The 12,281-nt window shown below is 63.9% G+C and carries 17 protein-coding genes and 2 pseudogenes; 10 read left to right on the top strand and 9 right to left on the bottom strand.

Going from position 1 to position 12,281, the window contains the following annotated elements; all coding sequences use genetic code 11:
* Positions 1-6: 6 nt before the first annotated feature.
* Together OWC48_RS24230 and OWC48_RS24225 are read right to left on the bottom strand one after the other, a co-directional pair.
* Positions 7-633 (bottom strand): PadR family transcriptional regulator, encoded by a 627-nt coding sequence (locus OWC48_RS24230; protein ID WP_282522198.1) that lies wholly within the window; start codon positions 631-633, stop codon positions 7-9.
* Positions 634-761: 128 nt separating this feature from the next.
* A complete protein-coding gene (locus OWC48_RS24225) occupies positions 762-1,313 on the bottom strand; it encodes a carboxymuconolactone decarboxylase family protein (protein WP_282522197.1) in 552 nt (183 codons plus the stop codon).
* Between the two features lie 69 nt (positions 1,314-1,382).
* Here OWC48_RS24225 and OWC48_RS24220 point away from each other — a divergent pair, with 69 nt between their 5' ends.
* Complete coding sequence (locus OWC48_RS24220; protein ID WP_282522196.1) at positions 1,383-1,736, top strand: MmcQ/YjbR family DNA-binding protein; 354 nt, start codon at positions 1,383-1,385, stop codon at positions 1,734-1,736.
* Positions 1,737-1,836: 100 nt separating this feature from the next.
* Positions 1,837-1,992, top strand: a complete 156-nt coding sequence (locus OWC48_RS24215) for a hypothetical protein (RefSeq protein ID WP_282522195.1) — start codon at positions 1,837-1,839, stop codon at positions 1,990-1,992.
* 78 nt (positions 1,993-2,070) lie between these two features.
* Here OWC48_RS24215 and OWC48_RS24210 read toward each other — a convergent pair whose 3' ends face one another.
* A complete protein-coding gene (locus tag OWC48_RS24210) occupies positions 2,071-2,541 on the bottom strand; it encodes a MarR family transcriptional regulator (protein WP_282522194.1) in 471 nt (156 codons plus the stop codon).
* 148 nt (positions 2,542-2,689) lie between these two features.
* Between OWC48_RS24210 and OWC48_RS24205 the strand changes: the two genes are divergently transcribed.
* The 4 genes from OWC48_RS24205 to OWC48_RS24190 are packed head-to-tail and all read left to right on the top strand — an operon-like array spanning position 2,690 to position 4,902.
* Positions 2,690-3,091 carry an Ohr family peroxiredoxin gene (locus OWC48_RS24205; protein ID WP_282522193.1) on the top strand — a complete coding sequence of 134 codons (402 nt, stop codon included), beginning with the start codon at positions 2,690-2,692 and terminating at the stop codon, positions 3,089-3,091.
* A 31-nt stretch (positions 3,092-3,122) separates the two neighbouring features.
* The gene (locus OWC48_RS24200; protein WP_282522192.1) at positions 3,123-3,536 is read left to right on the top strand and encodes a cupin domain-containing protein; all 414 of its coding nucleotides are present in this window, start codon (positions 3,123-3,125) and stop codon (positions 3,534-3,536) included.
* Positions 3,537-3,588: 52 nt separating this feature from the next.
* Entirely contained in the window at positions 3,589-4,461 is an 873-nt protein-coding gene (locus OWC48_RS24195) for a bifunctional helix-turn-helix transcriptional regulator/GNAT family N-acetyltransferase (protein WP_282522191.1), read from the top strand.
* 54 nt (positions 4,462-4,515) lie between these two features.
* Complete coding sequence (locus OWC48_RS24190; RefSeq protein WP_282522190.1) at positions 4,516-4,902, top strand: ester cyclase; 387 nt, start codon at positions 4,516-4,518, stop codon at positions 4,900-4,902.
* A gap of 22 nt (positions 4,903-4,924) precedes the next feature.
* Here the strand turns inward: OWC48_RS24190 and OWC48_RS24185 are convergent, their stop codons facing one another.
* The gene (locus OWC48_RS24185; protein ID WP_282522189.1) at positions 4,925-6,148 is read right to left on the bottom strand and encodes an MFS transporter; all 1,224 of its coding nucleotides are present in this window, start codon (positions 6,146-6,148) and stop codon (positions 4,925-4,927) included.
* 345 nt (positions 6,149-6,493) lie between these two features.
* Between OWC48_RS24185 and OWC48_RS24180 the strand changes: the two genes are divergently transcribed.
* A complete protein-coding gene (locus tag OWC48_RS24180; RefSeq protein ID WP_282522188.1) occupies positions 6,494-6,955 on the top strand; it encodes a cupin domain-containing protein in 462 nt (153 codons plus the stop codon).
* Positions 6,956-6,972: 17 nt separating this feature from the next.
* On the opposite strand, the pseudogene OWC48_RS24175 reads toward OWC48_RS24180, so the two are convergent.
* Both OWC48_RS24175 and OWC48_RS24170 read right to left on the bottom strand, forming a co-directional pair.
* Positions 6,973-7,550 (bottom strand): annotated as a pseudogene (locus OWC48_RS24175) (DUF308 domain-containing protein).
* A 104-nt stretch (positions 7,551-7,654) separates the two neighbouring features.
* Positions 7,655-8,239 carry a TetR/AcrR family transcriptional regulator gene (locus OWC48_RS24170; RefSeq protein WP_282522187.1) on the bottom strand — a complete coding sequence of 195 codons (585 nt, stop codon included), beginning with the start codon at positions 8,237-8,239 and terminating at the stop codon, positions 7,655-7,657.
* A gap of 77 nt (positions 8,240-8,316) precedes the next feature.
* Here OWC48_RS24170 and OWC48_RS24165 point away from each other — a divergent pair, with 77 nt between their 5' ends.
* Both OWC48_RS24165 and OWC48_RS24160 read left to right on the top strand, forming a co-directional pair.
* Positions 8,317-8,814, top strand: coding sequence for a peptide deformylase (locus tag OWC48_RS24165; RefSeq protein ID WP_282522186.1), 498 nt, complete (start codon positions 8,317-8,319; stop codon positions 8,812-8,814).
* Positions 8,815-8,939: 125 nt separating this feature from the next.
* Entirely contained in the window at positions 8,940-9,449 is a 510-nt protein-coding gene (locus OWC48_RS24160) for a GFA family protein (protein WP_282522185.1), read from the top strand.
* A gap of 291 nt (positions 9,450-9,740) precedes the next feature.
* Here the strand turns inward: OWC48_RS24160 and OWC48_RS24155 are convergent.
* From OWC48_RS24155 to OWC48_RS24145, 3 genes and pseudogenes are all read right to left on the bottom strand, one after another.
* A pseudogene (locus OWC48_RS24155) lies at positions 9,741-9,899 on the bottom strand (GyrI-like domain-containing protein); the annotation flags it as partial.
* Positions 9,900-9,941: 42 nt separating this feature from the next.
* A complete protein-coding gene (locus tag OWC48_RS24150) occupies positions 9,942-10,460 on the bottom strand; it encodes a hypothetical protein (RefSeq protein ID WP_282522184.1) in 519 nt (172 codons plus the stop codon).
* 161 nt (positions 10,461-10,621) lie between these two features.
* Positions 10,622-11,047, bottom strand: coding sequence for a hypothetical protein (locus OWC48_RS24145; RefSeq protein ID WP_282522183.1), 426 nt, complete (start codon positions 11,045-11,047; stop codon positions 10,622-10,624).
* Between the two features lie 151 nt (positions 11,048-11,198).
* On the opposite strand from OWC48_RS24145, the gene OWC48_RS24140 reads away from it, so the two are divergent.
* Positions 11,199-12,170, top strand: a complete 972-nt coding sequence (locus OWC48_RS24140; protein ID WP_282522182.1) for a LysR family transcriptional regulator — start codon at positions 11,199-11,201, stop codon at positions 12,168-12,170.
* The last annotated feature ends 111 nt before the right edge of the window (positions 12,171-12,281 follow it).

Here is a 12,281-nt window from a genome sequence, read left to right as displayed (position 1 = left end):
TCTCAGTTATTTGCCGAGGATTTCCGCTGCAGCACGATCCAGGATCGCCGCGATGCGGCGCGCCTCGGCGGAGTCGCTGCCATGCCTGGAACGCAGCGCGCGCTTGAGGTTGTGGCGGGCACGGTGCAATTCGTCGGAGGCGTCGGCATCGAGATCGCCGACGCCGGCAAAGGCCTCGCGCACCTCGTCCATGCGGCGCCCGATCCGCGACAGCGCTTGCAGGATCGCATCCGCAGTGGCGCGGTTCTCGGCGAGATGCGCCTCGCCCTGCGGCGTGATGCTGTAGAGCTTTCGACCGCCGTCCTGCTCGACGCTGCTGTGGCCGACCTCTTCCAGATAGGTCAGCGCCGGATAGATCACGCCCGGGCTCGGCGTGTAGAAGCCATCGGAGCGCTCCTCGATGATCTTGATCAGCTCGTACCCATGAGCCGGCTTTTCGGCGAGCAACGCCAGGATCACGAGCTGGAGGTCCTGCGAGGACAGCCGCCTTGCGCCAGGGAAGTCGCCACCCGGGCCGCGCCCGAAGAAGCCGTGCCCGCCGCGGCCGAAGCGTCGCCCGCCGCCGTGCCGGCCCATGACGAAATGGGCGAAATGCCCGAAGTGGAAGTCTTTGTGGTCTCGTCCGTGGTGCATATCGTACGTCCTTTTGTAAAACATATCGTACGATATAACTTGCGATAGAACGCCCGCAACCCACAAATCTGTGATCGGGCGCCTTGGCGCCGGTCCCGGCTCGGGGGACCAGCACCGCCGGCGGCCGATTACTCCGCGGCTTCGCTGTGGGGAACGCCCTGCTCGACCTCGAGCTGAAGGATGTCGTTGAAGCGGTTGAAGGCGCCGCAGAGCGCGATGCGCCAGGTCAGCTCGACAATCTGGGCTTCCGAGAAATGCGCGCGCAGGCGGGCGAAGATCTCATCGCGGGTCTTGTTCCAGTTGTTGGTGACGGCGATGGAATATTCGACGACGAGCTTGTCGAGCTCATCGAGCTCGGGATGGTCCTTGTAATCGATGAGGCGCGCGGCGCCCTCCTCCGACACGCCCTGCACCGCCAGCTTTGGCGCGTGGTGCGAGACGCAATAGTCGCATTTGTTGAGCAGCGAGACCGCGACCAGCGCGAGCTCCAGGTGGCGCTTCGAGACATTGCCTTCTTCAGCAAGATCGACCAGCAGCGACCACATATGCTTGAAGATCGGCAGGCGGTGGGCCATGACACCGGCCTGGTTCTCGAACGCGCCGTAGGTCGTCATCTTGTCCCACAACGGCCTCAGCGCCTCCGGCAGATCGTCCCTGGTCTTGATCGAAACGCGCGACATGGCAGTTCATCCCTGGTTGGAAGACGCATGTTGCCATAATTGCGGGCCTTTCGTCTCAAGTGCGAGCGCATGACACCCAAGACATTCGAAGCCCGCTGCCTGCGCCTGCCCGCGGCCACCAAGGTGGTGCAGTGGGAAGGCACCTCCGTGTTCAAGGTCGGTGGCAAGATGTTCGCGCTCGGCGGCGGCTTTGCCGCGGGCTCCGGCGGCTACATGTTCAAGGTCTCGGACATGGCCTATGCGATGCTGATCGAGCACGGCGTGGCACGACCGGCGCCCTATCTGGCGCGCGCCAAATGGGTGCAGCTCGCCAGCAACAACGCACTTCCCGATGCGGAACTCACCGCCTATCTGGCGCAGGCCCATGCCCTGATCGTCGCAAAGCTCACGCGCAAATCGCGCATGGCGCTCGGGCTGAACTGAGCACTCTCCACAACGTGATGCGCTGATCATCGTACTCCCATTGGAGTTGTGCTGCACCGCACCTAACTCGAAGCAAAGCCCTTTCGAGATGGAGTGCTCCATGAGCAAGCCCAACACCACTGCAGCCAAAACTTATCGCTATGAACTCGTGCATGATGATGATGACGACGACTTCGTCGCCTACCAGCGCCGTCGCGAAGACGGGTTCTGGCAAACTTTTGCGACCTGGATGATTCCGCGCACCGTCTGCAACTAGAGCCGCGCGCTTTTCCTTCGCGATTATGTCGGAGGCGGACGCCGCCTCCGACTTTTCCAACGGGAAGGCACTGCCCGCTCAGCGCTTCTTCTCTCCGGCCGCTTCGGTCGCGCGCAGCAGATTGTCCCGCAAGCGGCTCACCGTCTTCTGCACCACCGGAAAATCATCGCCGAGGCCGGTCGCCTCGATCACGGACTCGCCGAGATCCTGTTCGATCAGTTTTCGGCCGCCCGGCGTCAGGCTCACCCGCACCTGCCGCTCGTCGGCGGGATCGCGGTGGCGCTTGATGTAACCGATCTGCTCGAGCTTCTTCAGGATCGGCGTCAGCGTGTTGGATTCCAGGAACAGCTTGTCGCCGAGCGCGCTGACGGTCTGCTCGTCCTCGTCCAACAGCGCCACCATGGCGATGTACTGGGTGTATGTCAGCCCGACCTTGTCCAGCAATGGCTTGTACGCGCGGCCGAAGGCCAGATTGGCCGAATAGACGGCAAAGCACAGGAAATTCGACAGTTTTCGGCCTTTGCCGGCGGCTTTGGCGGGACGGGACACGTGAACCTCCGCAATTCGTGATCTCAGGGTCAATATAAATCGCATCCGATTAAATCGGAAGATCTTGACCGGGCGGAGCGACGGGTTTATTTCAACGCGCATCCGATTAGATCGGATGCGGTACAAATCAAACCCGAAAGGATCTGCCATGACCACCGCTGCAAAGCTTCTCTTCACCGGCAAGACCCGCGTCACGTCCGGCCCCGACGGCGCCGCGCACGCGAACGACGGCTCTCTCGATATCAAGCTGGCGCAGCCGCACCCGGCTGCCGAAAACCTGTTCGCCGCCGCCTGGTCGGCTTGCTACCTCGGCGCGCTCGGCCTCGCCGCCGCCCAGCGCAAGGTCAAGCTGCCGAGCGAGCCGTCGGTCGACACCACGATCGACCTGAGCAACGCCAACGGCGCCTTCTTCCTGCGGGCTCGTCTCGACGTCAGCGTTCCCGGCGTCGATCGCACGGTCGCCCAGGAGCTGATCGAGGCGGCGCACGGCATCTGCCCCTACTCCAAGGCCGTCCACGGCAACATCGAGGTGACCACCACCCTCGTCTGACCCGCCATCAAGCCAACATCAGGAGCCGACCATGAGCCCCTATCCATTACGAACCCTGCGCGTGCTTGCGAGCGCCGCCGTGCTCGCCACCAACCTTCTCACCCTGCCGGCGGCAGCCCAGCCGGCCGGCGTCACGCGCACCGACCTCCAGCGCCATGATCTCAGCGCGCCCGGTCGCGAGGCGGTCCAGGTTCGCGTCGACCTCGCGCCCGGAGTTGCGTTCGGCCGGCACACGCATCCAGGCGAGGAGATTATCTATGTGCTGACGGGCGCCATCGAATACGACGTCGAGGGCAAGCCCCCGGTGACGCTTAGGGCAGGCGACGTGCTGTTCATTCCGGCCGGAACGGTGCATGCGGCGAAGAACGTCGGCAGCGACAAAGCGAGCGAGCTTGCGACCTATATCGTCGCCAAGGACAAGCCGCTGCTGACGCTGGTGAAGTGAGACCGGCCGTCTCGATTGACCAGCACACAATATCTGACTAAAGTCAGATATCATGCTCGATCCCGTCTCCCGCGTCCGCCGCTTCAATCGCGCCGTCACCTCCGCCGTCGGCGCACTCGACACCTCGTTCCTCGGGCGCGGCCGGCCGCTCGGGGCGGCGCGCGTGCTCAATGCGATCGGACATGGGCGCTCGGACGTGGCGGAGATCCGCGACTATCTCGGGCTCGATTCCGGATTGATGAGCCGGCTGCTCCGCAGCCTCGAGGACGAAGGGCTGGTCGAGACCACGACGCATGAGGACGATGCGCGCCGCCGTGTCGCGACGTTGACCCGTGCGGGACGGCGCGAGTTCGCAGCCTACGAGGCGCTGTCGAATACGCAGGCCGAAGGCTTCCTGGTGCAGCATTCGCAGCGCGACGCGCTGCTGGCGGCGATGGACCTGATCGCCTCCGCATTGACGCGCGAGCGCGTCGCGCTGGAGGAGATGGATCCGCGGAGCGAAGAAGCACGCTATTGCCTGCGCGAGTACTATTCCGAGCTCGGCCGCCGCTTCAAGCAGGGTTTTGACGTCTCGCTGTCGCGCGATCCTGACGCCAAGGACATGCGCCGCCCGCGCGGGACCTTCGTCGTCGCGATGTCCGACACGCTGCCGATCGGCTGCGTCGGACTGAAGGGAACGGATCACGGCTATGCCGAGATCAAGCGTCTCTGGGTTGCCCCTGCAGCGCGCGGATTGCGGCTCGGCCGGCGCCTGATGGATGCGGCCGAGAATGCCGCACGTGACCTCGGCATCACGCTGCTGCGGCTCGACACCAACAGCGCGCTCGCCGAGGCCGGCCAGCTCTACCGCACCACGGGCTGGCGCGAGATCCCGCGTTTCAACGATGATCCCTACCCGGATCTGTTCTTCGAGAAACGGCTTTGAGCTGAGCCAACTTCCCCTCTTCCGCGTTATCATCGAAGCCTTGGGAGCTTCGATATGACCAGAGACGACCTCGCCGGCATTTACCGCGACTACATCGCCTGCCTGAACCGGCAGGATTGGCCGGCGCTCGGACAGTTCGTGAGCGATGACGCCAGCCACAACGCACGGCCGCTCGGGCTGTCGGGCTATCGCGCGATGCTGGAGAACGACTTTCGCGAGATTCCGGATCTGCAGTTCAACATCGGGCTGCTGATATGCGATCCGCCCAACATCGCTGCCCGGTTGATATTCGACTGTTCGCCGGTCGGGACATTCCTTGGGCTTGCCGTCAACGGCAAACGCGTGTCCTTCAGCGAGAACGTGTCTTACGAATTCCGCGCGCGAAAGATTTGGCAAGTGTGGTCGGTGGTGGACAAGGCGGCGATCGAGGCGCAGCTCTGACGCTGCGCCTCGATGGTCGCATTCACGCCGCCGCCGCCGCAGCCGCCTCGCCTTGCGGCTTGGCGAATGGCCTGAAATTCATCGCCATCAGGAAGGCGCCGAGGCCCATCGCCCAGGAGGCGATGTAGAGCCAGGCGTAGCTGGAGAACGCGTCGTAGATCAGGCCGCCGGCGAGCGGGCCGGTCGCCATGCCGAGGCTGCCGGCCATCGCGGTGCCGCCGATCACCGTGCCCATCATGCGCAGCGGAAAGTTTTCGCGCACCAGCACGGCATAGAGCGGCATGGTGCCGGCATAGATGAAGCCGAAGACGGCGCCGACAGCGTAGAACGTCGCGAGCTGCTGCGCGAAGACATAGGCGAGCGCGCCGAACGCCTGCAACAGCAGCCCCGTCACCAGCACGCGCTTGGCGCCGAAACGATCGCCGAGCAGCCCGAAGGCGATACGGCCGCCCATGCCGGCAAAGCCCTCGATGCTGTAGATCGTCACCGCCGCGATCAGCGGGATGCCGCAGCTCACGGCATAGCTGACGGTGTGGATGATCGGGCCGGAATGGGTGGCGCAGCAGAAGAAGTTGGTGGCGAGCAGGATCATGAATTGCGGCGAACGCAGCGCCTCGCCCAGCGACATCTCCCCTTGCAGCACGCTCTCGCCCGCAGGCGCGGCCGCGGCATGCGCGAGCGCGGGCGGGCGTCGCACCAGGAACGAGACCGGGATCATGATGGCGCCGACCACCAGCGCCACGATCTGCATCGAGGTGCGCCAGTCGTGGCCGGAGACGAGCCAGGCCGCGAGCGGCGCCATCGTCATCGGCGCCATGCCCATGCCGGCCGACACCAGCGACACAGCCAGGCTGCGATGGGTGTCGAACCAGCCGGTGACGGTCGCCATCATCGGCGCGAAGATCGCCGCGCAGGAGGCGCCGACCAGAAGGCCGAACATGACCTGGAACGCCAGCAGCGAGGTCGCATGACTTGCGGCGAACAGGCTGAGCGACAGCACGGTCGATCCCGTCAGCACCACCGGCAGCGGTCCGAATCTGTCGGTCGCAGTGCCCCAGGCCATGCTGGTGAAGGCCATCGCCAGGAAGCCGATCGTCATCGCGCTGGAAATGCCGGTCACCGACCAGCCGGTGTCCTTGGCGATCGGCTGGAGGAACACCGGCAGCGAAAACATGCCGCCGATCGCGACGCAGCCGAGCAAGCCGCCCGCGGCAACGATCACCCAGCGATAGGAGGAAGCGTTCATTTGGGTCTCCCGTCAGGTCTGTCTGGGTGGAAGACGAATGGAAACGCCGGAGACCGACAGGCTCGCGTCATTTTTCGTAGCAGGCTTTTGCGGCCCGCCAAGAAAAATGTCGAAAACAACCCCATGCACAGTAGCCAGCCCCCGCGGGATCAATGACTTACGGGGCGGCCAAATTGCATGATCGGGAACTCGCGATGCCAGGCCGAAATTTGACACGTCGGGCAAAACACTGGCATCCTGTCATCATCCCGAAAGCCTCATTGCATCACGTACAAACGGACGCCGATCATGGCGCCGGTCACCGGTCCGCTGCGCGCGATGCGCTGATTTGAACGGAACATTTACATGCCCAAGATCGACATCGCTGCTGTCCCGGCGCGCAAGGGCTCCGGCTATCCCGCGCCCTTCGCCGGCCCTTGCGCCGATCGCATCCGCAAGCGGCTCGGCAATGCCGGTGGCCTCTCCGATTTCGGCGTCAACCTGATGCGTCTGCCGCCGGGCGGCTGGTCGAGCCAGCGGCACTGGCATTCTCATGAGGACGAGTTCGTCTATGTGCTCGAAGGCGAGCTGACGCTTGTCGAGGACGAGGGCGACACCGTGCTCAACGCCGGCGACTGCGCCGCTTTCCCGAAGGGAAGCGGCAACGGCCATCACATGATCAACCGGTCCGATGCGACGGCCGTCTACCTCGAAGTCGGCTCGCGCTCGCCCGATGACCTCATCACCTGCTCCGACGTCGACATGATGAGCCCGGCTTCCAGCGGCCGGTTCCTGCACAAGGACGGCACGCCTTATCCGCACGAATGAACGGCAACAGCGACGCCTCACATGGCCGCGCCACGCCGCCACTCGGTCACGGTCAACCATACCGCCGAGACCAGGAAGTAGATCGCGCCGACTGCAGCGTAGCCCGCGACATTCGCGATCGTTGGAGACATCGGCGTCGTGGCCTGAAAGATGAAGAAGCCGCCGGCCAGGGCCGACTGGCCACCGCTGAGCACCATGGCCCACTGCGCGCCGAAACTCTTCCAGCGCCGGATGGCCGTCCCCAGTTGGAGCAGGCCGGACAGGATCGCCCATGCTCCGAACACGGCAAGCACAAGGTTCATGCTCATCTGCAAGGTGACGAGCACCGCGACGGTGGTCGCCAGGCTAACTAGGACGTTGAACGCCTGCGTCCGGTTTTGTTTCAAGCCGCCGCTGCGGAGCGCGTCCACGACATTCGCCGCGGCGTCCATGCGGGATAGAGCACGAGCAAGGCTCCGGCGATCGCCGCAGATGACGGCCCGACGGCAAACGCGGCAACGACCCAGGCGACGGAGAACGCCGCCCGGATGAAGTAGTAGAGCTTCAGCCATTGCTCGCGGTCGGCCCGAACGAGATCCAATTGATGATGCGTCACTGCACTTTCTCCTTTACCTACTAGATGGTAGTCTTCGCGCGCAACAAGTCGCCCTCCGCCCCAGCGTGCCTGCGGGCGTGTCATTGTCGTCTCGTCGAAATGTTTCAGTGCCTGGCGGACAACCGATCCAGCAGCGGCCCGGCGATCACGCCGAACATCTTTGGATCGCCATAGGCACGCGCCGACAGCATCGCGCCGTGAATGGTCGCCATGAAGCCTTCAGCCTCGACCTTCGCTGCGCTGGAGAGCTGCAGCTGCCCCTTCCGCTTGCCGCGCTCCATCACCGAGGTCAGCCACGACGCGAGCGAACGGAAATGCGCGCGGACTTCAAGCGCCACCTCCTCCGGCAGAATCGGTAGCTCGCAAGCAAGCAACGCACACACGCAGAAAGGCGCCGTCGCATCATTGATGCACGCCTCCCAATACCCGACATAGCTTTTGAGCTGCTCGCGAGGGTCCGCGACATTGCGTTCGAGCGCGGACAGTCCCGCCTCGGCTTCCGCGCGATAGCGCGACACGAGGGTGCGGACCAGATCGACCTTGCTGGCGAAATGGTGGTGGATACTCGGCTTGCGGATGCCGACGACGTCAGCCACGTCGGCGTAGCTGAAGCCGTTATAGCCGCCCGCGATGATCAGGGTGCGCGCGCAGGCCAGGATGTCGTCGGCCGTCGAGGAAACGTTGGTCATGGCGGAGTTCACTACCTTCTAGTTGGTAGAGCGTCAAGAACGGGTGCTTCAACCATCCGTGAGTGGTAGGAGCCTGCATGACAATTCGCCCGATCGTCCGCTACCCCGACCGCCGCCTCGCGATCCCCGCCCGCCCCGTCACCGCCTTCGACGAGGGCCTGCGCGAGCTTGCAGCGGACCTGCTGGACACGATGCGCGCCGCGCCCGGCATCGGCATCACGGCGCCGCATATCGGCGTGCCCTTGCGCGTCGTCGTGCTCGAGCTCGACGCCAAGGCGGGCCCGCAGATCTACGTCAATCCGGAAATCACATGGGCCTCGCCCGAGATGATCCTGCACAAGGAAGGCAGCGTCTCGATGCCCGGCGTCAACGACGAGGTCCAGCGCCACGCGCGCGTGCGGATCAGCTACTGGGATCTCGACGGCAACGTGCAAAGCGAGGAATCGGAGGCGTTGCGCGCGGTCTGCCACCAGCACGAGATCGACCAGCTTGATGGGATGTTCTGGATCCAGCGGCTGTCGCGGCTCAAGCGCGAGCGGCTGGTGAAGAAGTTCGAGAAGATGTCGCGACCGTAAGGCGGGTGAACGACGCGCAATCCGCCAATTTTCGTCGCGCCGAAATGTCGGATTCCGCTTCGCTCATCCGTCCTACGAGCTGAAGCAGCTTGAAACCCTCCACGAACTCCATGAGATGCCAGCCCATGACCAGCGCCCCTACCATGACCGCAACATGCGCCTGCGGCAGCGTCGAAGTCCGAGCGTCCGGCAAGCCGATTGTCAGCGCCGCCTGCTATTGCGACGACTGCCAGAACGGCGCAGCGCAGATCGAAGCGCTGCCGAATTCGCCCGCCGTGCGCGATCCAGACGGCGGGACGGCCTATATGCTCTATCGCAAAGACCGGTTCGAATGCTCCAGGGGAGCCGAACATTTGCAGCCTCGTAAGCTGAAGGACACGTCGCCGACCAACAGGGTTGTCGCGACGTGCTGCAATTCAGCGATGTTCGTGAATTTCGATCGAGGCCCGCACTGGGTCTCGGCCTACCGGGCGCGATTTCACGGCGACCTCCCGCCGCTTCAGGCCCGGATTTGCACGAAATTCAAACCGGATGGCGTCGTGCTGTCGGATGATGTGCCGAGCTATCGAAGCTATTCGCCAGGCTTCATCGTCAAGCTTCTGGCCTCGCGCATCGCGATGGCGCTGGGGAGATGAGCGCGCACGATGGGTAGAGCGCCGGTTAGCAACTTTGCAGCGAAGGTTCGAAGACCCTCATGGTGAGGAGCGCGAAGCGCGTCTCGAACCATGCAGGCCCCTATCTCGCCTGACGCCATCCTTCGAGACGCCCGCCTGTGGCGGGCTCTCAGGATAAGGTTCAGGTGCATGTGACGGGGACGGGTTCTTGAGGCAGAACGCGCAGGATGGGGAGAGCGCAGCGAAACCCATCGCGATCGACGCGCGGTATTGATCGGTTTCGCTTCGCGCTACCCATCCTACAAGGGAGCGCTACTTCAGCGGCAGAAACACGTCCGCAACCGTCTCACGCTCCGGTACCTCCGGGAAGAAGCTCAGCCGCTGGCAATAGATCGGGAAGTCGCGCGCTTCCTCGCTGCTGGCCGGAAGCCAGTCGCAATAAAGGTGGAGCGCGGCGGGCTCCAGATTGTCTGGTGTAGCCGACGACGCCTTGCACGAGAGGCCTGGTTCGTCTCAGCCCGCGCCGGCCAGTACCACGGCCCCGACGTCGACCCGAGGGCGTGTCAGAAAATAGAATGCGGTGACGTGCGTGATCATCAGCAGCGGCACGTAGATGATCGGGATCGCGTAGGTTGAGCCAAGCCACTCCGCATGCGCGGGAAGGCCGACCTGGATGGCGTTGTAGTAGTCGACGACGAGGTCGATCGCCCCTGCGAGATTGAAGGCGACGACGAACAGCCAGAAGAGCGTGCGTATCCTCACCGTGAGAAGCGCCAGCATGGCCAGCACCCCGGTCGCGAAGTCGCCCCAGGCAGCGAACACCGCGAAGCCAGCCGGGAGGTCCGGGCTCACGACGCCGGGAAGGATGAAGACGAGCCCGAAGAAGCGAAAGCTGTGCAGAGTGGCGATGGCACGGTGCGCGTCGAGCCTGTCCATCGACCTGAGCCAGGGCCAGGCATACGTGCCGAAGCAAAGTAGCCATGCGACATAACCGAGGGCAAGATGTATCCGGAAGAGCGTTTCTGTCGTCATGTTGGCCTCCAATCAGATCGCGACTAGCGCGCAGATCAACCACGTCACAGTGCCGTCAGTGGGACGGTCCAAAGCAGGCTATGCCAGGCCCGAAGCGGCGGCACGATCGCAGCGGGAGCAGCGTCGGTGGTCATCGGCCGTCCTCCATCCGGGTCTCGCCCTTATTGCCGACGCTCAGGATTGGCCATGAGCAAGCGGAGCGGCAAAAGCGGGCCGATTGCGATGTACTCGTGGTCCATCAGATCTTGCTTGGACAATGGGAGGTCTTCCATGATCGCGTGTGCCCCGGCGATATCCCTGGCATCGACGAAGAGGACAACTCCGCGCCCATCGCCACGCGAATACCACTCGCGTATTTTCCCATCGAGATAGAGCTGCACGGTTTGCCGGATTTCAGCCGGCATGACGGCCATGACCTGCTCGCGCGTGACGCCAGCCTTCACGGTCAGGATCACCATCACCCCGGTGGTTGTGGGCGACATGGCTTGTGAGATGGCTTGTGCTTGGGCAACGGATGGATCGGTCATGGAAGTCGCTCCCATCAGGGTTAGGGTGAGCATGACGACAAATTTACGGATGACTTTCATCGGTTTCGCTTCCCGGAGCCACGGCGGTCTCCTTTGTTCTCTGAGATGGCGCTGATGTCGCAAATGTCCGCCATCAGCGACGCTCCCGATCTGCGAGCGAGAGATACGATCGATTGTCGCGAGCGACTATTCGGGATAATGTTGATAGGCTATGAAGCAGAACTTCACAGTCAGACAAGGCGCGCTCGATGGCGTCGAAGCGTTCCTGCGCGTCGCCCAATACCGCAGTTTCCGCCGGGCAGCCGCGGAGCTCGGGGTCACGCCATCGGCCATCAGCCAGGCGGTCCGTGCGCTCGAGGCGCGTGTCGGCGCAGCTTTGTTCATACGCACGACACGCAGTGTTGGCCTGACCGAGGCCGGCGCGCGGTTCCTCTCGCGCGCAAAACCGGCTTTCGAGGAGCTCGTCGCCGCAAGCGAGGTTGCGCGCGATCTTGGGCAACGACCGACTGGACTGTTGCGCCTCACCGTGCCGCGCGCGGTGGTACCGATCCTGCTGGAGCCGCTGATCGCATCCTTCTGCCAGGCCTATCCCGAGGTCGAGGTGGAGATCGCCGCAGGCGAGGAATTGGTCGACCTCGCGGCCAAGGGGTTTGATGCCGGCGTCCGGATGGGCCAGTTCATCGCCACCGACATGGTCGCGGTCCGGCTGACGCCCCCTTTTCCGTTCGTGGTCGTCGGCAGCCCCGACTATCTACGCCGGCACGGGCGGCCCGAGCGTATCGACGACTTGCGTCGGCACGCATGCCTGCGCATTCGCCGCAGCAACGGATCGATCGCGCCGTGGTCTCTTGTCGAAGGCAACAAGACAGTCGAAGCGATCGTCTCGGGGCCGCTGATTGCTCACGACTTTCCCACCATGCTTGGCGCCGCCGTGGAAGGCATGGGACTTGCGCAAGTGCCCGCGCCGATCGCCGCCAGCCTGGTGAAGACGGGAAAGCTCGTACAGGTCCTGAAGTCTTTCGCGCCAATGGCGCCGGGCGTATTTCTCTACTATCCGAGCCGTCATCAAACGATGCCGAAACTGAGAGCCTTCATCGATCACGTGAAGGCCCGCCCGGCCGCTGCCGGCAAAACGCGCGTTCACGTTGATGACAAGCGTACGCGCGGGACGAGAATGCGCTGATATGGAAAGCGCGGAACGGTCAAGCTGCTGGCCTCGCGCATCGCGATAGCGCTGGGCAGATGAGCGCGGCAGATGGGTAGAGCGCAGCGAAACCCATCCCAAATCATAGAG

The sequence above is a fragment of the Bradyrhizobium sp. Arg816 genome, assembly GCF_029989365.1.
Lineage (GTDB): Bacteria > Pseudomonadota > Alphaproteobacteria > Rhizobiales > Xanthobacteraceae > Bradyrhizobium.
Note: the sequence above shows the minus strand (reverse complement) of the source record. Positions and strands in the feature narration are given on the sequence as shown.